At 73.0% G+C, this 20691-nt stretch carries 21 protein-coding genes; 15 read left to right on the plus strand and 6 right to left on the minus strand.

The features are described 5' to 3' along the window. Nucleotides 1-5 precede the first annotated feature (5 nt). The gene (locus tag ACIGCK_RS10080) at nucleotides 6-317 is read right to left on the minus strand and encodes a hypothetical protein (protein ID WP_396665817.1); all 312 of its coding nucleotides are present in this window, start codon (nucleotides 315-317) and stop codon (nucleotides 6-8) included. An 85-nt stretch (nucleotides 318-402) separates the two neighbouring features. On the opposite strand from ACIGCK_RS10080, the gene ACIGCK_RS10085 reads away from it, so the two are divergent. Beyond that, nucleotides 403-906: a hypothetical protein gene (locus ACIGCK_RS10085; RefSeq protein ID WP_396665818.1), complete on the plus strand. Its 504-nt coding sequence runs from the start codon at nucleotides 403-405 to the stop codon at nucleotides 904-906. A 27-nt stretch (nucleotides 907-933) separates the two neighbouring features. Here the strand turns inward: ACIGCK_RS10085 and ACIGCK_RS10090 are convergent, their stop codons facing one another. After that, nucleotides 934-1635 carry a hypothetical protein gene (locus ACIGCK_RS10090; protein ID WP_206494817.1) on the minus strand — a complete coding sequence of 234 codons (702 nt, stop codon included), beginning with the start codon at nucleotides 1633-1635 and terminating at the stop codon, nucleotides 934-936. A gap of 118 nt (nucleotides 1636-1753) precedes the next feature. On the opposite strand from ACIGCK_RS10090, the gene ACIGCK_RS10095 reads away from it, so the two are divergent. The 4 genes from ACIGCK_RS10095 to ACIGCK_RS10110 all read left to right on the plus strand — a co-directional run bounded on the left by ACIGCK_RS10095 (nucleotide 1754) and on the right by ACIGCK_RS10110 (nucleotide 4499). Further along, nucleotides 1754-1966: an AlpA family transcriptional regulator gene (locus tag ACIGCK_RS10095; RefSeq protein ID WP_146318766.1), complete on the plus strand. Its 213-nt coding sequence runs from the start codon at nucleotides 1754-1756 to the stop codon at nucleotides 1964-1966. A 9-nt stretch (nucleotides 1967-1975) separates the two neighbouring features. Continuing rightward, nucleotides 1976-3103, plus strand: a complete 1128-nt coding sequence (locus ACIGCK_RS10100; RefSeq protein WP_396665820.1) for a tyrosine-type recombinase/integrase — start codon at nucleotides 1976-1978, stop codon at nucleotides 3101-3103. A gap of 120 nt (nucleotides 3104-3223) precedes the next feature. Further along, the gene (locus tag ACIGCK_RS10105) at nucleotides 3224-4198 is read left to right on the plus strand and encodes an alpha/beta fold hydrolase (protein ID WP_396665822.1); all 975 of its coding nucleotides are present in this window, start codon (nucleotides 3224-3226) and stop codon (nucleotides 4196-4198) included. A 160-nt stretch (nucleotides 4199-4358) separates the two neighbouring features. Next, complete coding sequence (locus tag ACIGCK_RS10110; RefSeq protein WP_396665823.1) at nucleotides 4359-4499, plus strand: hypothetical protein; 141 nt, start codon at nucleotides 4359-4361, stop codon at nucleotides 4497-4499. Between the two features lie 96 nt (nucleotides 4500-4595). On the opposite strand, the gene ACIGCK_RS10115 is transcribed toward ACIGCK_RS10110, so the two are convergent. The 4 genes from ACIGCK_RS10115 to ACIGCK_RS10130 form a co-directional block, all read right to left on the minus strand. Further along, nucleotides 4596-5498, minus strand: coding sequence for a hypothetical protein (locus ACIGCK_RS10115; protein ID WP_396665825.1), 903 nt, complete (start codon nucleotides 5496-5498; stop codon nucleotides 4596-4598). 105 nt (nucleotides 5499-5603) lie between these two features. Then, on the minus strand, nucleotides 5604-9020 hold the full coding sequence (locus ACIGCK_RS10120) for an error-prone DNA polymerase (RefSeq protein WP_396665827.1): 3417 nt from the start codon (nucleotides 9018-9020) through the stop codon (nucleotides 5604-5606). After that, a complete protein-coding gene (locus ACIGCK_RS10125) occupies nucleotides 9020-10609 on the minus strand; it encodes a DNA polymerase Y family protein (RefSeq protein WP_396665828.1) in 1590 nt (529 codons plus the stop codon). The genes ACIGCK_RS10120 and ACIGCK_RS10125 overlap by 1 nt, the downstream gene beginning before the upstream one ends. A gap of 5 nt (nucleotides 10610-10614) precedes the next feature. Continuing rightward, nucleotides 10615-11385, minus strand: a complete 771-nt coding sequence (locus tag ACIGCK_RS10130) for a hypothetical protein (RefSeq protein WP_396665830.1) — start codon at nucleotides 11383-11385, stop codon at nucleotides 10615-10617. A 630-nt stretch (nucleotides 11386-12015) separates the two neighbouring features. Between ACIGCK_RS10130 and ACIGCK_RS10135 the strand changes: the two genes are divergently transcribed. From ACIGCK_RS10135 to ACIGCK_RS10180, 10 genes are all read left to right on the plus strand, one after another. Next, complete coding sequence (locus ACIGCK_RS10135) at nucleotides 12016-12390, plus strand: prepilin-type N-terminal cleavage/methylation domain-containing protein (RefSeq protein WP_330171497.1); 375 nt, start codon at nucleotides 12016-12018, stop codon at nucleotides 12388-12390. Between the two features lie 186 nt (nucleotides 12391-12576). Then, complete coding sequence (locus tag ACIGCK_RS10140; protein ID WP_396665832.1) at nucleotides 12577-13002, plus strand: prepilin-type N-terminal cleavage/methylation domain-containing protein; 426 nt, start codon at nucleotides 12577-12579, stop codon at nucleotides 13000-13002. After that, complete coding sequence (locus ACIGCK_RS10145) at nucleotides 12999-13541, plus strand: hypothetical protein (protein WP_396665834.1); 543 nt, start codon at nucleotides 12999-13001, stop codon at nucleotides 13539-13541. The genes ACIGCK_RS10140 and ACIGCK_RS10145 overlap by 4 nt, the downstream gene beginning before the upstream one ends. Beyond that, nucleotides 13532-15016 (plus strand): hypothetical protein, encoded by a 1485-nt coding sequence (locus tag ACIGCK_RS10150; protein ID WP_396665835.1) that lies wholly within the window; start codon nucleotides 13532-13534, stop codon nucleotides 15014-15016. Before ACIGCK_RS10145 ends, ACIGCK_RS10150 begins: the two co-directional genes overlap by 10 nt. Then, the gene (locus tag ACIGCK_RS10155; protein ID WP_396665836.1) at nucleotides 15013-15837 is read left to right on the plus strand and encodes a prepilin peptidase; all 825 of its coding nucleotides are present in this window, start codon (nucleotides 15013-15015) and stop codon (nucleotides 15835-15837) included. Before ACIGCK_RS10150 ends, ACIGCK_RS10155 begins: the two co-directional genes overlap by 4 nt. 47 nt (nucleotides 15838-15884) lie before the next feature. Beyond that, entirely contained in the window at nucleotides 15885-16922 is a 1038-nt protein-coding gene (pilM, locus tag ACIGCK_RS10160; RefSeq protein ID WP_396665838.1) for a pilus assembly protein PilM, read from the plus strand. After that, nucleotides 16919-17620 (plus strand): hypothetical protein, encoded by a 702-nt coding sequence (locus tag ACIGCK_RS10165; protein WP_396665840.1) that lies wholly within the window; start codon nucleotides 16919-16921, stop codon nucleotides 17618-17620. The genes pilM and ACIGCK_RS10165 overlap by 4 nt, the downstream gene beginning before the upstream one ends. Beyond that, on the plus strand, nucleotides 17617-18276 hold the full coding sequence (locus ACIGCK_RS10170; RefSeq protein WP_396665842.1) for a hypothetical protein: 660 nt from the start codon (nucleotides 17617-17619) through the stop codon (nucleotides 18274-18276). The genes ACIGCK_RS10165 and ACIGCK_RS10170 overlap by 4 nt, the downstream gene beginning before the upstream one ends. Nucleotides 18277-18287: 11 nt before the next feature. Next, nucleotides 18288-19448, plus strand: coding sequence for a type IV pilus twitching motility protein PilT (locus ACIGCK_RS10175; protein ID WP_396665843.1), 1161 nt, complete (start codon nucleotides 18288-18290; stop codon nucleotides 19446-19448). Next, on the plus strand, nucleotides 19445-20683 hold the full coding sequence (locus ACIGCK_RS10180; protein ID WP_396665845.1) for a type II secretion system F family protein: 1239 nt from the start codon (nucleotides 19445-19447) through the stop codon (nucleotides 20681-20683). Before ACIGCK_RS10175 ends, ACIGCK_RS10180 begins: the two co-directional genes overlap by 4 nt. Nucleotides 20684-20691: the final 8 nt, after the last annotated feature.

Below are 20691 nucleotides of genomic sequence, written 5' to 3' on the forward strand. Positions count from 1 at the left end.
GGGCGTCAGGGAGCCGGAAGCCCGCCGAACCCGCCGCCGCTTCCGGCGCCGTCGGGCTGGATCAGCCCGAGCACGATGTACGCGGCGGCACCGAGCATCAGTCCAGCGCCGAGCGCGAGGACGAGGAAGCCCCATCGCTGACGGCGCAGCCACCCGATCACCCCGGCCAGCTCCGCGACGGCCCCGAACAGGAACACCGCCGCCATCGAAAACGCGGCCCCGAACAGGCCGGCCGGGATCGCCACGACCGCGACGCCGACCATGCCGAGCGCGACGGCCGGGCTCGCCCGGAACCTCGGCGCGGGAACGGTGGTCATAGCCCCAGGGTACGCGCCGCCACGCGCCAGGGCACGGTGCCTCGGGACATCCGACCGCGGCTCCAGGAGAATGGGAGCCGAGGAAATGGAGGCCGTTGTGGGGTTCCAGGGCGAGGTGCTGCCGATCGGCGCGCTGCTGGCGCGCGCGCAGAGCGCGCCGGCCACTGTGCCGGGCGCGGGCGTCGGCGTGCGCCACACCGCCGCCGACAACGCCGCCCGCTGCGCCGTGCTCCTGGTCGCCGGGGACACGCCCGAGACGTGCTGGCGCTTCGGCATCCTCCAGACCCTCGACGACCACACCTCGACCCTCCGCCGTGGCGGGATCGCGCTCGCCGCGCAGGTGTTCGCGGACGAGCCGGCGCCCACCGGCTCCATGCAGCTCGACGCCGCGTTCGCGGCGCTGGCCGACCACCTCGCCGAGCGCGACGGCTGGGCGGTGCCCGCCTGGGCGCTCGACCCCGCCCGTCGCGCAGACGGCTGGTATCCGGCGGTTCCCTCTATCTTCCGCACCGAGGCCGAGCAGGAGAGCCCGCGGGCCTTCCGTCAGCGCGGCATCCTCATCACCGGACGTTCGCTGAACCGCGCGTGAGCGAGCGCCGGGCCGCTCCCCCGCGACCTATCCGCGGCGGCCAGGCGGGAGCAGTCCACGGGAGCGTGTGCGGACGAGCCAGCCCTGCGCGGTGGCGTGGGCGACGCCGTTGATCTTCGCCATCGTGACCGCCGGGGCCGCGTCGCCCTGCGCGGAGAGCTTGCCGTACTGGAGGGCGACCAGCTCGTAGAAGTCGGGGGTGCGCTTCGGGTTGCCGAGCGGCTTGAGCAGATCCCGCTCGCTGACCTTCCGGCCGGAGGGCAGCACGATCTTCCCGCCGGTGATGGTCACCGTGCGCTTCATGGCGAACAGGCGCTCGTTGATCGCCGCCTCGATGCGCGCGGTCGGCAGGGTGCGGAGGTCTTGGCTGGAGACGGGATCGCCCGGCCGCCACGGGAGGTAGACGACCCCGGTGATGCGCACCTCCTCGGGGACGGCGAACTGCTGGCGCTGGAGCCGGATGAACACGCGGGTCGCGGTGGCCGTGTGCTCGATGTAGCGCCAGCGGCCGTCGATCGTCTCGTTCTGCTCCGAGTCGAGCTGCGCCTGCCGGTCGGCCTCGGTCGTCGCCTGATCGTTGTAGCCCAGGAGCGCGTCGATCTGCGCGCTGGCGTCGTCCTCCCGCTCGCCGGGGAACCGGCTCGGCAGATGCCAGCCGTCCGGCAGATCGGCCGAGACGATCAGGCCGTCATAGGACTGGTCGCCGGGTCTGCGCGGGGCTGCGGTCACATCCCGAGTGTACCGAGCGACACGAGCAACTAAAACTCTTGCTGTGATTGGCGTGTTGGTCTAATCTAAGACGACAGCAGCAATCGCGGATGTGATCGTAGATTCGAAGGAGGCCGTGATGGGTCAGAGCGCATCGCCCCTCGACGCTCGGGAGCCCGAGCGCCTGTTCTACTCCGAGGAGGAGACGGCGGCGCTGCTCGGCATCCACCGCACGACGCTGCGCACCCTCGCCCTGGCGGGCCAGGCCCCGGTGGAGCCGATTCGGCTCACCCGGCACAAGCGCGTCTACCGCCGCATCGACGTGCAGCGCCTCGCCGGGCTGGAGCAGTAGGAGCCGGTCATGGGAAGCATCGAGTCCTACGACACGGCCAAGGGCCGCCGCTACCGGGCGCTCTACCGACGCCCGGACAAGAAGCAGACGCAGAAGCGCGGCTTCACCACCAAGAAGGCGGCCGAACTGTTCCTGGCGACCACGGAGGTCGACATCGCCCAGGGCCGCTACCTCGACCCGTCGCGGGCGCGGGTGACCGTGGCCGAATGGCTCCAGACCTGGATCGCCGCCCGCGGCGACCTCCGGGCGACCACCCGCAGCCGGGTCGAGAACATCATCGCCAAGCACATCGTCCCCGAGTTGGGGAAGATCCCGATCGGCGACCTCACCCGCCTGCGGGTGCAGGAGTGGGCCTCGGCCCTCCCCGGCGCCCCGGCGACCGTCCGCAAGATCGTGAACGTCCTCTCCGGTTCGCTCCGATTCGCGGTCGAGGACGAGCGCCTGCCCTCCAACCCCGCCGCCCGGCTCAAGCTCCCCAAGCCCACCAAGTCCCGCAAGCGGTATCTGTCCCACAATCAGGTCGCCGCGCTCGCCCAGGCCATCGACGAGATGAAGGACGGGCGCGAGTACGGCTACGGCCTCGTCGTCCTCGTGCTCGCATACTGCGGCCTGCGCTGGGGCGAGCTGTCCGGGCTGCGCATCCGCGACCTCGACCTCGACGCGAAGCACCCGCGCCTCACCGTCGAGCAGACCGTCGTGGCCGACAAGGGCTACCAGCGCATCGAGCCTCCGAAGGACTACGAGCACCGCAGCATCCCGATCCCCGCGTTCCTCGTCGGGCTGCTCCGCGCGCAGATCGCCGGACGCCCCGGCGACGCCCCGGTGTTCTACGGCATCCGCACCGGCACCTGGCTCCGCAACCACGTCTACCGGGTCGGCTGGTTCGACACCGCTGCCGAGGCGGTCGGGATCAAGGGCCTCACCCCGCACGAGCTGCGCCACACCGCGGCCTCGCTCGCCGTCAGCGCCGGCGCGAACGTGAAGGCCGTCCAGCGGATGCTCGGCCACGCCTCCGCCGCGGTGACCCTCGACGTGTACGCCGACCTGTTCGACGACGACCTCGACGGTGTTGCCACGGCGCTGAACCTCGCGGCGATGCAATCAGATGTTGCCAATCTGTTGCCAAAAGCCGCATAGCGCCCGTTCGAGCCTTTCGGCAAGAACAAGAAAACCCCCGGATGACCGGGGGTTTTCTTGTTGGTGACCCCAGCGGGATTCGAACCCGCGTTACCGCCGAAGAGAGGCGTGACTCTTCCGGTGCCCGCACGCTCGGGCGCCTCGCCCGCCATCTCCCTCGACATCGATCCCCGGACCCTCGGGCTCGAGCGCATCGTCGCCCCCAGCATCCTGGGCGACGTCGTCGTCCATGCGGGACGCCGCTCGGCCCACGGGCCGGCGACGATTCTTCTGCACGGTGCCGCGGGATCGTGGAGCACGTGGGTGCCGCTCATCGAGGCGGCGGATCGGCTCGGGTGGCCGATGGAGGACGTCATCGCGATCGACCTGCCGGGTTGGGGAGAGAGCGAGGCGGTGCTCGAGGGCGCGGGCGTCGCCGACATGAGCACGACCGTGTTCGACATCGCGACATCCCTCGGCTACTCCCGCTGGCGGCTCATGGGGCACTCGCTCGGCGGCTTCGTCGCGCTCGACCTGGCGGCCCGGCATCCGGAGGCGGCGATGTCGGTGGGGGTCGTCTCCCCGAGCGGTCCCGCCGTGCTCGACGCGGTGCGCCGCCCCTGGCGTGGGGGTGTGCGGCTGCCGTGGTTCGCGGGGATGCTCGTCGCGATGAGGACGCTCGCGTACCTGGGCGCCGCGGGGCGGGGGATCGGGCGGATGCTGCACCGCATCGGCATCCTCGCGCCCTTGGCGTCGCCGCTGTTCGCGGCCCGCAGCGTCGTAGACTCCAGCGTGTTCGACGCGCTCTCGCGGGAGCTGCGCCCCGCGGCCTTCGCCGCCGCGGCCCGCGCCGTCTCCGCGTACGACATCGCCGCGTGGGCCGGCATCGAGTGCCCCGTGCGGGCGGTCAGCGGCGCCGACGACGTGTTCGTCGGCGCGGGGGACGCGGAGGTGCTCGGCCGGATCATCCCGGATCATCGGCACCACGTCATCGCCGGAGCGGGGCACTTCGCGGCGATCGAGCGGCCCGAGGTCGTGGTCGACGCGCTTCTCCCCTTCAGCGCGCGCCGCTCGCATCGCCGTGCGCCGGGCAAGACCTCCGACCTCGTGGCGTAGAGCCAATCCGGGGGCGGTGGCTCGGGCGGACCGGTTCATTGCGCGGAATGCGGCGGATCGGCATCCCCTCGAGGCCATGACCGGGGAAGTGGACCGTTGTCGGCGCGGTCCGCGAGTGGTGCCATCGGGACGTACCCCTTACGTCCCGGAGGTGATCGTCGTGATCTCGCTGCTCGCACTCGTCGTCGTTCTGATCGTGATCGCCGCCGTCGTCGTCGCGACGCTCGTCGTGACTGTGCGGGATGGCCGAGGAGCCGTCGCCGAGGTGCGCGACCACGACACCCGTCGGCCGACGCTCTGACGCCCCTCGCGCCGCGCGAACGGTCGCGACACGCCGCGTGCGAGCGACGCGCCGCGGCGTGTCGCGACCGTTGGCGGGGGTCGGGGCGTGCGCCGGTCAGCGCGGGGGCGGCGTCACGCCGAGGTGCTGCACCCACGAGCGGAGGAACGCGGCGCCCGCCTCGTCGTGGATGAGATCGCCCTGCGTGAGCACGTCGTACGGACGCTCGAGCATGCCGTCGGAGGGGCGCACATCCACGTGCGCGACGTCGAAGCCGGCGGCGTGCAGCTCGTCGGCCATCTTGTAGTCGCTGCGAGAGTCGCCGATCGTGCGCCACGTGCGGGGCAGCTCGCCGTGCTCGGAGAAATGGGCGAGCGCGCGGCGGGCTCCCCGGTCCTTGTCGAGCAGCACCGACTCGATGTCGGTCGAGATGATCGTGGGGTCGAGCCGGAAGGGCACCCGGCCCGCGGCATCCGGAGCCGTGCGGTCGCCGTAGCGAACCCCGACGCCGTGCCGCACCGCGGCGTCGAAGGCCGCCTTGTCGAACCCGTCGCGGTGGGCGTGGAACGTGTCGTTGTCGACGTCGACGCGCTGCTCCACCGAGATCATCGCGCGCTTGGTGTCGTCGAAGAAGACCAGCTCGTCGTAGTCGGTTTCGACGATCATGCGGATGTCGTCGACGAGGGCGCGCGGCGGGGCGACCTCGTGGTCGACCTCGACGTCGCCGAGACCGTCTGGCGTGATCGTCGACCAGGCGGCCCCCTTCTCGTACACGCCGAACATGCGGGCGCCGGGCGTGCGGAGCACGTCGCCGAGGCCTCGCGCGAGCAGCGGCGCGACCACCTGATCGCGGATGAAGGCGTCGGAGCGACCCGTGATGAAGGCGACGGGAACCCCCGCGCGGGTGAGCGCGAGCAGGTCGTCCAGGATGCTGTCGATGGCGATCGTGCGGGAGACGGGACTTGCCAGGGGGCCGTCGACGTCGAAGAGCAGGCCGAGGTCGGGAGTGGGGGAGGTCACGCCTCTATGCTCTCGCACCTTCGCGTCGGGGAGTTCGTTCGGGATCCTCGGGTGCGACCGCGTGGGCGCCGGAGGCGACGGCCGCGAGCCGGCGGGGCCCGGGTCTCAGCGGAAGTCGCGGGAGGCGTGCCGCATGCCCACGCGCAGGTCTTCGAAGCCGTCGGCGACGAGGTTCGTGACGCCCTCCTGCGAGCGCTCCAGCATCCCCCGCGCGATGAGGGCGGGGGAGTCGCGCACGATGCGCCGGTACCGGGTCCACACCCCGACCGAGCAGATGACGTTCACCAGCCCGTGCTCGTCTTCGAGGTTGAGGAAGGTGATGCCGGATGCCGTGGCCGGGCGCTGCCGGTGCGTCACGAGGCCGGCGACCTCGACCCGCCGCCCCGTCTCGTGGGTGCGCAGCGCGGCCGAGGGCAGCACGCCGCGGGCGGCGAGATGCTCGCGGTAGTGCGTCATCGGATGGTCGTCGGGCGAGACCCCCGTCGCCCACAGGTCGGCGGCGAGGCGATCGTGGTTCGAGAGGTCGGGGAACAGCGGCGGCTGCACGGCGAAGACGGTGCCGGGCAGGAACTGCGCCCGGTCCTGTGCGGCGGAGCCCGCCTGCCAGATGGCCTCGCGCCGGGTCAGACCCAGGCACTCGAAGGCCCCCGCCGTCGCGAGCGATTCCAGCTGCGCGGCGGTGAGGTCGGTGCGGCGCACGAGCTCGTGCATGTCGCGAAAGGGCCCCGCGGCATCCCGCTCGGCCACGATGCGCTCGGCGACCTTCGCGCCGATGCCGGTGACGCCCGCGAGCCCGAGCCGCACGGCGAACCCCCCGTCGCGGCGGTGGGATGCCGAGGCATCGGGCGCTGCCCGGTCGAACTCTCCCGCGGGGGGCTGCGGGGTGTGCAGGCACTCGTCCGTGCCCGTGGGGGTCGCGGTCCGCTCCGCGCTCGGGACGAGCGGCTCGAGGGTCTCCGTCGCGCCCGAGAGGTGCAGGTCGGGGCGGCGCACCTCGACCCCGTGCCGCCGCGCATCGGCGGCGAGCGTGGCGGCCGAGTAGAACCCCATCGGCTGCGCCCGCAGCAGGCCCGCGAGGAAGGCGGCGGGGTAGTGCAGCTTGATCCACGAGCTGGCGTACACCAGCAGCGCGAACGAGAGCGAGTGCGACTCGGCGAACCCGAAGTCGGCGAACGCCTGGATCTTGGCGTAGATGTCGTCGGCGGCCGCCCCCACGAGCCCGTTCCTGGCCATCCCGGCGTAGAGATGCTCGCGCAGGGACTCGATCTTCTCCTGCCCGCGCTTGGACCCCATCGCCCGGCGCAGCAGGTCGGCCTGCTCTCCCGTGCACTCGCCCACCGCCATCGCGATCTGCATGAGCTGCTCCTGGAACACGGGGATGCCGAGGGTGCGCTCCAGCACGGGCTTCAGCTTGGGGTGGGGGTAGACCACCTCCTCGAGCCCCATCTTGCGCCGCACGAACGGGTGCACCGCGCGGCCCTGGATCGGCCCGGGCCGGATGAGGGCGATCTCCACCACGAGGTCGTAGAACCGGCGCGGCTGCAGACGGGGGAGCAGCCCCATCTGCGCGCGCGATTCGACCTGGAACACCCCGATCGAATCGGCCCGGCACAGCATGTCGTAGACCGCGGGCTCCTCCTTCGGCAGGGTCGCGAGGGTCCACTCCTCGCCCGTGGCGTCCCGGATCAGGTCGAAGCAGTGCTGCAGGGCCGCGAGCATCCCGAGGCCCAGCAGGTCGAACTTGACCAGCCCCATCCACGCCGCGTCGTCCTTGTCCCACTGGATGACGGTGCGGTTCTCCATGCGCGCGTGCTCGATCGGCACGACCTCGCCCACGGGGCGGTCGGTGAGCACCATGCCGCCCGAGTGGATGCCGAGATGCCGCGGCGCCTTCAGCAGCTCGCCGGCGTACTCGACCACCTGCTCGGGGATGTCGTGATCGGGCATCGACGACAGCTCGGCACCCCACCTTTCGACCTGCTTCGACCAGGCGTCCTGCTGACCGGGGGAGAAGCCGAGGGCGCGGGCCATGTCGCGCACGGCGTTCTTGGGCCGGTACTGGATGACGTTGGCGACCTGGGCGGAGCGCTCGCGGCCGTAGCGGGCGTAGACCCACTGGATGATCTCCTCGCGCCGATCGGAGTCGAAATCGACGTCGATGTCGGGCTCCTCCTCGCGCAGCGACGACAGGAACCGCTCGAACGGCAGCCGGTAGAGGATCGGGTCGACGGCGGTGATGTGCAGCAGGTAGCAGACGGCGCTGTTGGCCGCCGACCCCCGGCCCTGACACAGGATGCCGCGCCGCCGCGCCTCGGCGACGATGTCGTGCACGATGAGGAAATACCCCGGGAAGTCCTTCTTCTCGATGACGGCGAGCTCGTTCTCGATGCGTCGCCGGTCTTCTTCGGCCAGGCGCGGGTACTTCTCCGGCACCGCCTGCCACACGAGGTGCCGCAGCCACGACATGGGGGTGTGCCCGTCGGGCGCCTCCTGCTTCGGCAGCGCGGGCTTCGCCTTGCGCAGGGGGAACCCGAGCTCCTCGGCGAGCGTCGCGGTGCGGGGGACCGCGCCGGGATAGCGGGCGAAGCGATCGGCCATCTCGGCGCCCGAGCGCAGGTGCCCCGACCCGTGGGCGGGCAGCCAGCCGTCGAGGTCGTCCATGCTGCGGGTCGCCCGCACAGCCGCGATCGCCGACGCCAGGCGCGCCTTGTCGGGGGTGGCGTAGTGCACGTTGTTCGTCGCGAGCGTGGGCAGCCCCCGGTCGGCGGCGAGGGCGGCGAGCAGATCGTTGCGGCGGGAGTCGAGCGGATCGCCGTGGTCGGTGAGCTCGACGAAGACCGACGCCCGACCGAACAGGTCGACCAGGTGGTCGAGCTCGCGGGCCGCGGCATCCGGCCCCTCCTCCTGGAGGGCCCGGCGGACGGCGCCCTTGCGGCATCCGGTGAGGATCGCCCAGTGCGGGTCCCGCGACCCGCCCGCCCGGTCGGCGAGCTCGCCGAGGTCGTAGACCGGCCGCCCCTTCTCGCCCCCGCGCAGCTGCGCGGCGGTGATCGCCGCCGCGAGCCGGTGGTAGCCCTCCTGACCGCGCGCGAGCACGAGCAGGTGCCGCCCGGCGGGGTCGGCCTCGCCGCCCTGCGGCTTCGGCAGCTCGAGCGAGAGCTCGGCCCCGAACACCGTCGTGACGTGGAACGACTCCGCCGCCTCGGCGAAGCGCGCGAGGCCGTAGAAGCCGTCGTGGTCGGTCAGGGCGAGGCCCGACAGCCCCAGGCGCTCGGCCTCCTCGATCAGCTGCTCGGGCGAGGACGCGCCGTCGAGGAACGAGTACGACGAGTGCGCGTGCAGCTCGGCGTAGGGCACCGCGGTCTCGGGTCGCCGGATGGGCGGGGTGACGTAGGCGCCCCGCTTGCGCGACCAGGCGGGGCTGTCGCCGCCGTCGGCGTGGGGCGGCGCGGCCTCGGGGCGCGTGGTGCTGAGGATGCGCTCGAGCTGCGACCACGGGATCGGCGGATTGCGGAATCCCATCAGTCGTACCTCCCCTCGGCGTGCCAGGCCTCGTCCTCGTACACCAGCAGCCAGGCCTCCTGCCGGTCATCGACCGCCTGCACGCGGTAGGCGAGGCGCCGCCGCTGCGGATCCCAGTCGCGCTCGCGCAGCGCCCACGGGCCGGCCCAGGCCGCGACATCCCGTCGCCTCCCCTCGCGCCCGAGCGAGGCGGGCGGGGCGCTCATCCGGCCGCGCGCGTCGATCGTGACGGGGGCGCCCTCGGCGTCGAGCACCACGATCGGCGGCAGCGCCGCGTACACCGTGGTGGGGTGCGGGGCGGGCAGCGACCCGGGCCAGGGCTGCCCGCGATCGGCGGCCGTCGTGACCCGGTCGCCCCAGGGCACCAGCACCTGCCGCTCGGCGGGGGAGCGACCGCCCCCGATCGCGGGGGTGAGCACGCCCCGATGCCCGAGCATCGCCTGCACCCGCGAGAGGGCGTGGTGCACGCGCTCGCCGGGGCCCTGTCCGAACAGGCCCGGCTCGTGGTGGGCGGCCTCGTCGACGGACTCGGGGGCCAGGCGCACCTGCGACACGCCGCTGGTCAGCTCGCCGCCGATCGCCGCCTCGAGCTGCCAGCGCACGCGGTCGACCACCGCCGCGGCATCGAACGTGGTGGGGTGCAGCCACACCCGCTCCGACCTCCCGCCCCGGTCGTCGAGCAGCTCGACGCGCAGCTCGGTGCACACCAGGGCGCGCTCGGAGAGGGCCGAGATGAACGCATCGGCGGTGACGCGCACCGCGAACCCGATCTGGTCGACCAGCTCGAGCGGAGGCTCGAACGACACCTCCCGCTCCAGCTCGGGCGGGGGCGTGCGGGCCGTGACGGCGCGGGCATCGAGCCCCCGCGCGAGGCGGTGCAGGCGGATGCCGCGGTCGGCGAACCGCTCGCGCACCTTCTCCTCGTCGAGCTCCGCGAAGGCACCGAGCGTCTGCACCCCCAGGCGGGCGAGCAGACCGATGATCTCGTCGTCGGCGAGGGCGCGCACCGACAGCGGCGCGAGGAACGCGCCCGCCTCCCCGGGCGGCACGATGCGGACGGGCGCGTCGGGGCTCGTCAGCCGCGCCGCCTGCTCTGCCGTGAAGGGGCCGTCGCCGATGCCGACGCGGGTCTCGGGCAGGCCCGCGCGGGCGAGGTCGCCCTGCAGCACGCGCGCCGCGGCATCCTCGCCGCCGTAATACCGCGCCGGCCCCCGGGCGCGCAGGGCCCCGAGCCCCGCCCGCACGATCTGCACCCCGGGGGCGTGCTGCTCGATGCGGGAGACCACCGGCAGGAAGCCCCGGTTGTCGCGGGCCTCGTCGTCGGGGACGAGGTGCAGGCCCGGGCAGGCCGCCTGCGCGTCGCGGCGCCGCTGACCCCGGCGCACCCCCTGCGCCCGCGCCCGTTCCGAGCACGCGACGATGCGGTTGCCCCGCACCACCGCGATGGGCGCCGCCTCGTCGAGCGTCGATCCACGCTCCCGCAGCAGGGCGTGCACGGGCCAGTCGGGCACCCACACCACGAGCGTGCGCACGGGGGTGGTGGATGCCGGGGGCGACGGCGTGCCGTCCGCGGCGCGCGCAGGAGTCACGGCGCTCACCCCGCCGCCCGGATCGGGACGGGACCCGCGCCGCGCCCCCGCGAGACGCCCTCGAGGGCGGAGGGGTCGGTGGCGACGGCGCCCCGGACGGCCGTCCCCGCAGACGTGGCGACGGCGGCATCGACGGCGCCCGCGGCATCCGGCAGCATGACCCGCGTGCTGCGCGGCACGGGGAACCGCCGGCTGGAGACCGTGACCGTGACCTCGCGCCCCGCGAGGTAGCCGTCACCGGCTCCGACGCCCTGCCAGCGCGGATCGGAGGTGCTGAGCAGCGCGTCGGCGCCCGGCCAGTCGCCGAGGGTGAGCAGCGCGCAGCCGCGGTCGCGCAGGCGGGCGGTGAGGCGTGCGGCGTCGCTCTCGCGCACCCGCTCGGGCGGGCGCACCGCGACGAGCGGCAGCACCTCGGCGAGGGCCGACGCGACGGCGAGCCAGCGCGCGCCGGGCTCGGGCACGAGGACGAGCCGGGAGAGGTCGAGCCCGAAGCCCTCGGCGGCCTCGACGCCGAGCGAGGGGACACCCACGACCCCGCACCACGACCCCGCCCGCGATGCGGTGGCCATGAGGCCCAGCAGCAGGCTCGGGGAGGGCTCGAGCGCGTACACCGATCCGGGGCGCAGCCCGCGCTCGGGGAGCAGGTCGGCCAGGCGGGGATGCACCGGGAAGACGGGTGCGGAGACCCGGCGCCCCCGAACCCGATCCATCTCGGCGCGCAGCCGCCGCAGCTCCTCCGGGGGAGCCGCCTCGCGAGTGCGCAGCGCCGTGACCATGCCCGCAATAGTAGAACGTAGGTTCGACATTCACCATGGCGATGATGGGTGAACCTTCGATGTTTACTCGAAGCTTCGGGCGTCTCCCGCGGATGTCCGGCCGACCGGGGCATCCGTCCCGTGGCCCCCGGCGGGGTTCTCCGCGCAAGAAGATGCGCCCGGGCAGTCTCGCCCGGGGGTGCGACATCCGGCATCCGCAGACCGCCCCGCCTGAGGCGAGGTCTGCGATGCTGGGGGTGAACCCACGACGCATACGCGAGGAGAATCATGCAGCAGCGACCCTTGGGGTGTGCGATGCCGAGGGCGTCGGCGGGGTCGCGGGGTGCGCCTCATGTTCCGGACCCCTCGCGGGTCTCATTCTCATCTTCTGTCCACCGACTCCGGGTGAAGTGCAGACAAGAAATATCTCCTGATCAGGGATCCATACGCCGTTATCATTTCGTTACATGAGCCGGAGTTGACATGAAGATGAGAGGCGTCTCATGATCAATGCGGGGAGGGGTTCGCGTTACGTGAGTCCCATGTACCCAGCTCTGGGGGCTGGGGTATCGGGGATATCTGGGGATATCCGGAATACCTGCACACGTCAGAGTTGACCTGTACAAGCGATTCCACTGGGGAGATACGCACATGCGTGCATCAATTCGCAATTACATCCAGGCCGCCCGCCGTCGCCGTGAGGAGACGGATGAGGGCGGCTTTTCGCTGATCGAGCTCATCGTCGTCGTCGTGATCCTGGGGGTCCTCGCGGCGGTCGCGATCCCGATCTTCGCGAACATCCAGAAGACCGCCGACGAGAACGCGCTCAAGACGGTCGCGGCGAACGCGGCGACGCAGGTCGCCTCGGGCGTCGCCCAGGGCAAGGCCGTCGGCGATGTCACGCTCACCAACCTCGGCGACGGTGGCAAGATCACCTTCACCGTCGGGGGCGCCGAGCTCGACAAGATCTGCGTCACCGCCGCGAAGACCGGCGTGACGTCGCAGAAGGCCGGCCCCGGCTGCTGATCGGCAGCCGTTAGGCCCACACACGTGGGGCCGGTTCACCGCGGTTCGGCCGCACCGGTCCCGCATCTGGGGAAACGCCCCCTCGGGGGCACGTTCCGAGAGGAACAGCCTCTTCGGAGGCATCTGGGGAAGGAGCATCCCGTCAGGGATGCGCAGCTCGCACTGGGGAGGGTGAGCGAGATGGGGATGTCGCGCACAGGGCAGCAGGGGGGTCGCGCCCGGCGCACCGCCGACGGAGGCTTCAGCCTCGTCGAGGTCGTCGTCGCGATGCTGCTGCTCATGGTGATCTCACTGGCGGTCGCGCCGCTGCTGATCACCGTGACGGCGTCGAGCGTGCAGAACCGGGATCAGGCGGCAGCGACGGTCGTCGCCAACGCCCGCATCGCGGAACTGCGCGCCGCATTCCCCGACTCGTCCACCGCGACGAGCTGCGGCTCCGTGCTCGCGTCGACCGGGGGGATCGACGCGAGCACGGGGCTGTCCGTCGCACTGAGTTTTCCGGACGGGTGTCCGGCGCAGTACCCGGGCACCGTCCGCGTCGACGTCGTCGTGAGCGACGACGGCCAGCCGCTCGCGACGGTGCGCACCGAGATCCTGGTGAGCCGAGCATGACGCGCGTGCACAGCCGCCCCGTCGACGACGCGGGCGCCACTCTCGTCGAGCTGATCATGTACGGGATGCTCAGCGCCGCGTTCCTCGGCATCCTGGCCGTGCTCTTCACGACGGGGCTGGGTGCGGGTGCCGCGGCCACCGAGCGCGACGAGGCGACGGGAAAGGCGCAGCTGATCGCGACGTCGGTGCAGACCAGCATCCGCAACGCCTCCGACTTCCGCGTCGACGGGAACGTGCTCCGTGCCCGTGTCGCCACGGGGGCCTCGGACTGGACCTGCGAGGCCTGGGCGCTCACTCCGGACGGCGCGCTCGTGCACCGCTCGTCGGCATCCGCCATCGCCCTGCCCGGGAGCTACGCGGGGTGGGCGGAGCTGGCGACCGGCGTGGCCGGGCGGGGACCGGGCGGTGCGCCGTTCACGGCGTCGGGGCCGAGCCTGACCCTCGCGCTGACGGTCACCTCGGGCGAGGCGACGGTTCCCGTCGCGGGCGGCGCCTTCTCGCAGGCGCACCAGGACGGGACGGCGAGCGCATGCTGGTGACCCGCCGCGCGCGCCCGCGCGCCCGCGCCTCGGTCCGGCCCGACGACGCCGGGTCGACGCTCGTGTCCGTGCTCGTCGTCATGATGGTCCTGACGATCGTCGCGCTCACCGCCGCGTCGGTGGTCACCGCGACCTCCTCGTCGATCGCGGGGGTGCGGGGCGGGGTGCAGTCCGCGGCCGCCGCGGACGCCGGCATCTCCGCCGCCCTCGCCGATGCCCGGCGCACGGGGGATTTCTGCTCCCTCTCGCTCGCCTCCACCGCCCCGCGCTACGCCGTCACGAGCGCGTGCGCCGGCGGCCGGGTGACCTTCACCTCCACCGGCCACGGCGCCGACGGCGGGGCCACGACCACGCGCGCCGTGTACGCGTACACCGAGGCGCCGTCCTTCGGCGGAGCCCCCGAGCTGGTGTTCTTCAACCCCGCGGGCGACTCGGTGTACTTCACCAACCACGTCATGCCCAAGACGCAGGGGAGAGCGACGGTGCTCTTCCCCGCCGGGGGCCTCTTCGAGTGCAAGACGCAGGTGCCGGCGAACGTCTTCACGGCGGGCTCGGTCAAGGGGCAGTCCGGGTGCACGATCGACGGCGACGTGCACGCGGGCGGCGCGAACCCGGCCGATCGCAGGTGGGCGGTCTACCTCAACAACTCCGACGTCGTGCAGGGCGACGTGTATGCGGGCGGCGCCGTCGCGATCGGCAACAACCCCTCGAGGATCGGCGGCACGCTGACGCTGCCGTCGTCGGCGAAGCTGCAGATCGCGTGGACCGATGCGGGCGCCGCGACGAGCAGCCCGAAGGTGTTCTCGGGCCAGGCGAACGGCATCCGCCGCGAGGCCGTCGCCCCGCCCGTCTTCGACCCGTGGTTCGACTACGCGTACGCGTCGGCCGATTGGCCGGGATACGACATCGTCACGGTCACCCCGGCATCCGCCCCCTACTCGTGCGCGAACATCGTCGGGAAGTTCACGACCTTCTGGTCGTCCTACATCCAGAACCTCACGACGAACACCGTCGTCGACACGACGGCCTGCCCCGGGATCGACACGGCGCAGGGCGCGAACGCGACCGCGCAGCTGGGCGTGAACCTCGTGCTCGTCGCGAACCGCTTCACGCTCGGCAACCTCTCGCTCACGCCGAAGGCCGGCACCGACCCGCAGGCCTGGTTCGTCGTGCCCGACCCGGTGGCCGACAAGGCCCCCACGTGCACGAAGGGCCGCACGATCGAGACGGATGCCGCGATCGACGTCCGCGTGAAGACGATGGCCTACACGCCCTGCGCGATCCGCATCGGCAACGGCGGCACGTGGACGGGCGCCATGTACGCGGGCACCCTCGACGACGGCGGCACCGTCGGCATCCACACCCACTCCCTGGCTCTGCCCGGTCAGTGGGGCAGCGGTCCGGGCGGATCGGGGTCCACCGGCGGCGGCGCGAAGACGCTCGGCGCGCTCCTCTCGCAGCGGGACATCCCGTGAGCGCCGCGCCCGCCCTCATCGCGGCATACACGGTGCTGGCCGGGGCCTTCGGCCTCGTGATCGGCTCGTTCCTCAACGTCGTCGCGTACCGCGTGCCGGCCGGGATCCCGCTGACGCGGGACAGCCGCTGCCCCGCGTGTGACGGGCCCGTCCGGGCGTGGCAGAACGTGCCGATCGCCTCCTGGCTGGCGCTGCGGGGCCGCTGCGCGGGATGCCGCGCGCCGATCTCGGCGCGGTACCCGCTCGTCGAGCTCGTCACGGCGCTCGCGTTCGCGGCGATCGCCGCGGCGTCCCTCGGCTCGTCGTCGCTGCCCGTCGGCGCGACGCTGATCGAGCTCGTCGCGTACCTGTACTTCGCGGCGGTGAGCGTCGTGCTGACCCTCATCGATCAGGACACCCGCCGGCTGCCGAACACGATCGTGCTGCCGAGCTACCTCGTGGCGCTCGTGCTCTTCGCCGCCGCTGTCTCTGCCGGGGCCGACCCCGCCGCGCTGGTGCGGGCGGTGGTGGCGGGCCTGCTGCTGTACCTGTTCTACCTCGTGCTGCGCCTCGCGCGGCCCGACGGGATGGGCGGCGGCGACGTCAAGCTCGCGGGAGTGGTCGGCATCTACCTCGGGTGGCTCGGCTGGGGTGCCGTCGCCGTCGGGGCCTTCGCGGCGTTCGTGCTCGGCGGGGTCTTCGGGCTCGCGCTCATGACCCTGCGCCGCGCGGGAAGGCGGACGGCGATCCCGTTCGGGCCGTGGATGCTCGCGGGTGCATGGATCGGGATCTTCGCCGGCGAGGCCCTCGCCCGCGGGTACACGGGGCTCTTGTCGATATAGGGGGACCGCGGCGCGGGCCGCGGCTGGGGAGAAAGAGGGGGAGTGCCATGGCGAGAACGCTGGTGGGGCTCGAGATCACACAGGAGAGCGTGCGCGCCGTCGAGGTGTCGACCGGTCGCGCGCCCGTCATGCTCGCATCGGGCGAGGTGCGTCTGCCGCGGGGGGCGGCGCGGGATTCCGAGGTGCTGGATCCGGATGCCGTCGCGCTCGCGCTGCGGCAGCTGTGGAGCCGCGCGGGCATCACGAGCCGCCGTGTCGTGCTCGCGATCGGCGGCCGTCGCGTGCTCGTGCGCGAGTACACGACGCAGGCGATGCGCCCCGACCTGCTGCGGCGCGCGCTGCCCTATCAGGTGCAGGACCTGCTGCCCGTCCCCGCGGAGCAGGCGGTGCTCGACTTCTGGCCCGTCGCGGAGGGCGGAGGCCGGGTGACGGGCCTGCTGGTGGCCGCCGTCGCCGAGACCGTCGAGACGATCGTCCAGACGCTGGCGAAGGCCAAGCTCCAGGTCGTCGCCGTCGATCTGGCGGCGTTCGGGCTCGCGCGGGCCGCGCGGGAGATCGCCGGGGACCAGACCGTCGCGATGGTGCACATCGGCGATCACACGACGCAGGTCGTCATCGCGACGGGTGGTGTGCCGCATCTCGTCCGGGTGCTCCCGATCGACATGCCGACCACCGCCGTCCTGGGCGCGGCCGACGGGGTCGACCTCGACGCCGCGCTCGAGCGCATGCTCGAGACGGTGCCGGCGGGCGGGGATGCCGCGCCCTCCGTCCGGCGCGCGCCGCTGCGTCCGCAGGCCCCCGCCGCCATCGACCCGGCCGTGCTCGACCTCGTCGACCGGGTGCGGGCGACGCTGGGGTTCCACGCGCAGCGTCCCGGGGCGCCGCGGGTCTCGGCCCTGCACTTGTCGGGGGCGGGTACCCGCATCGACGGCCTGCGCGGCGCCCTCATCGGCGCCCTCGACCTCCCCGTCTCGGAGGTCGAGGTCCCCGGCATCCTCCCGCAGCGGCCCGAGCGCCGCACGGAGGCCGAGGCCGGGCTCGCGCTCGTCGCCCTCGCGGGCGTGCTGCGGGGAGAGACCCGATGACCGGCCAGCAGGCGGGGATCCCGACGGGCGCGGGGGCGAGCGTCACCCGCGGCATCCCTCGCGTGAACCTCATGCCGCGGGCGGAGATCGAACGCCGCCGCCGCACCGCGCTCGTGCGCGCGTGGGGGTGGGGCCTCGTGGGGGCGCTCGCCGTCGTGCTCGCCGCCGGGGCCGCCGCCTTCACCGCGAACCTCGCTGCGCAGCAGGCGCTCGCGGCCGAGCAGGCGCGCACGACCGCGCTGCTCACCGAGCTGCAGGCGCTGTCGGAGGTGGGCAGCGCGCTCGCCGACACGACGGCGCTCGAGGCCTTCCGTGCCGAGGCCATGGCGGGCCACGTCGCGTGGGAGGGTGAGCTGACGGCGATCGCGGCCGCCCTGCCCGCCGGCACGACCGTGACCGGCTTCGATCTCACGGCCCTGCCGGGCACGCCGGCCGCGGATGCTGCGGGGGCGGATGCTGCTCAGGCGGCGGCCGTGACGGGCACGCTGACGCTGCAGAGCGCGAGCCCCGTCGATGTCGCGGAGGCGATCCGCGCCGTCCGCTCCGTGCCGGGTGTGCTCGCCGCCGACGGCCGCGACGTCAGCTCCGGGGCGACCGACGGCCCGCGCCTCTACACCTCCGTGCTCGGGATCGAGCTCGACCAGTCCGTCTACACCGGGTCGTTCGCCCCGGCCGGCACCCCGGAGGAGGGGCGATGAACGCCACGGTGCCCACCCGCGTCATCCACATCGTCGGCGCGCTGCTGGTGCTCGCCGTCGCCGTCGCGGGCATGCTCATGATCGCCCTGCCGCTCTTCGTGCAGGCGCAGGCGACGACGCAGAGCGCGTCGGATGCCGCGGCCGGCAATCTCGCCTATCGGGATCAGGTGACCGCGCTCGCCGCCGAAGAGGACCGGCGCGGCGAGATCGAGACCGAGCTGGCCGCCCTCCGTGAGGCGATCCCCGCCTCCGCCGACCTCGACGACGTCTTCGAGCGCATCGCCGCGGCGGCGGGCGAGACGGGCGTCACGCTCGTCAGCGCGAGCGCAGGCGAGCCGGAGGCGTGGACCGCGCGCCCGGCGGACGTGTCGGCGGAGTCCGCGCAGGCGACTGCCGACGACGCCGGGTCGACCGGGGAGACGGATGCCGCGGCATCCGCCCCCGAAACGCCAGCACCCGCCGCCGACGCGTCGCGGCAGCAGGTGGGGCTCACGATCGTCGTCGAGACCGAAGACCCGCTGCGCGCCGCGCGCTTCCTCGACGCCGTGACGGCGGGACCGCGTCTGGTCGCCGTCGTGCAGACGGCCCTGTCCGACTCGGGCGGGGCCGCACAACTGACCGTATCGGCGACGACGTTCGTCGCGCCCGGGGAATGAGGGGGATCGCCATGGACGAGAGAATCGACGCGAGCCCGCTGGAGCGGCTGCTCCGGCGCGCGGTGCGAGCCGCGGCATCCGACGTGCACCTGACGGCGGGGCAGCCGCCCCTCATCAGGGTGGCGGGGGATCTCGCCGCCCTGCCCGGATACGCCGATCCGCTGCCCGCGGAAGAGGTGGAGCTGCTGATCACGGGGATTCTCACGCCCGCCCAGCACGACGACTTCTACGCCCATGGCGAGGTCGACCTGTCGTACACGGCGCCCGGGATCGGGCGGTTCCGCGTCAACGTGTTCCGGCAGCTGGGCGAGATCGCGGCGGCGCTGCGTCTCGTGCCCGGGCGCGTCTACGGCCTCGACGAGCTCGGGGTGCCGCCCATCGTGCGCGACCTCGCGCTGCGTCCGCGCGGTCTCGTGCTCGTGACGGGCCCGACGGGGTCGGGCAAGTCGACGACGCTGACGGCGATGGTCGACATCATCAACCGCACCCGCCCAGCGCACGTCGTCACGATCGAGGACCCGATCGAGTTCGTGCACCGCAGCCGGCGCTCGCTCATCCATCAGCGGGAGATCGGCGCCGACACCGGATCGTTCGGCGAGGCGCTGCGGCGCGTGCTGCGGCAAGACCCCGACGTGATCCTCATCGGCGAGCTGCGCGACACCGAGTCGATCCAGGCGGCGCTCTCGGCCGCCGAGACGGGACACCTCGTGCTGTCGACCCTGCACACGCAGGGGGCGGCGAAATCCATCAACAGGATCGTCGATGCGTTCGACTCCTCGCGGCAGCAGCAGGTGCGCGCGCAGCTGGGCGACACGCTGCAGGGGATCCTCAGCCAGACGCTCGTGCCGCGCGCTCAGGACCCGGGGCTCACCGTCGCGACCGAGGTGCTCGTGAACACGTCCGCCGTGGCGAACCTGATCCGCGAGGGGCAGGTCGCCCAGTTGCACTCGGCGATGCAGGCGGGGCGGTCGCTCGGCATGCACACGCTCGATCAGGACCTGGCGCGGCTCGTCGGCCGGGGCGAGGTGGCGAGGCACGTCGCGCGGGCGACGGCGAACGATCCCGCGACCCTCGACGGCGTGCACGTGCAGCCGACCGACCTCGACGCCGAGGCGTGGTCGCTGCGCGCGGGCGACGTGCGCGAGCTCGAACGGTGGGGGAGCGCGTCGTGACAGCCGTTCAGGAGTACACCTATCGCGCCCTCGACAACGACGGCGGGGCACTCGTGAGGGGCACCCTCGAGGCCGCCAGCACGCAGGCGGTGGCGGCGAAACTGCGGGCGCAGGGCCTGACCGCCCTCGACGTCGAGCCCGTGCGCACCGGCGGTCTGCATCGCGAGATCACCCTGCCAGGCCTCCGCCGACGCGTCGGGGTGCGGGCGCTCGCCGTGTTCTCCGCCCAGCTTTCGGGGCTCGTCGGGGCGGGGTTGCCGCTGCTGCGCGCCCTGCAGATCATGACCGAGCAGACCGAGGACCGCGCGCTGCGCACCGCGCTCGTGCGGGTGCACGACGACGTGCAGGGCGGCCTGTCGCTCTCGGCGGCGTTCGCGCGAGAGCCCGAGGCCTTCCCGCCCCTGCTCGTCAACCTCGTGAGGGTGGGGGAGAGCGGCGGGTTCCTCGGGCGATCCCTCGCGTCGGTCGCGAAGACCTACGCCGACGAGGCCGAGCTGCGCGACAAGATCCGCTCCGCGACGACCTACCCCGTCATCGTGCTCACGATCGCGCTGCTGGCCCTGCTGGGGATGGTGGCCTTCATCGTGCCGATCTTCGAGGGGATGTTCGAGGGCATGGGGGGCGATCTGCCGCTCCCGACGCGCGTGCTCGTCACGGCGAGCGACAACATGTTCTGGATCCTCCCCGTGCTCGGCGTGCTCGCGGTCGCGGCCGCGGTCTGGTGGGTGCGCGCGAAGGACACCGACCGCGTGCGGGCCGTCATCGACCCGGCGAAGCTGCGTCTGCCGGTCTTCGGGTCGCTCGCCACCAAGATCGCGGTCGCGCGGTTCAGCCGCAGTCTCGCGTTGATGCTGGATGCCGGGGTGCCGCTCCTCCAGGCGCTCTCGGTCGTCGGCGGGGCCTCGAACAACCGCGTCGTCGCCCGCGCCGTCACGGACATCCAGGAGTCGGTGCGGCAGGGCCGCTCGTTCGCCGTGCCGCTCGCGGCCTCGGGGGTCTTTCCGCCGATGGTCGCGCAGATGGTGTCGGTCGGCGAGGAGTCCGGCACGCTCGCCGAGATGCTCGGCAGCGTCGCCGACCTGTACGAGCGGGAGGTGGCGACCGCGACCGCGCAGCTCGCCTCCACGATCGAGCCGATCCTCATCGTGGTGATCGGCGCGCTCATCGGCGGCATGGTCGTCTCGCTCTATCTGCCCATCTTCGGCCTCTACGACCAGCTCGGCGCCGTCGGCTGAGCTCCAGG

This window comes from Microbacterium sp. NPDC078428 (assembly GCF_044542535.1).
GTDB lineage: Bacteria > Actinomycetota > Actinomycetes > Actinomycetales > Microbacteriaceae > Microbacterium > Microbacterium limosum.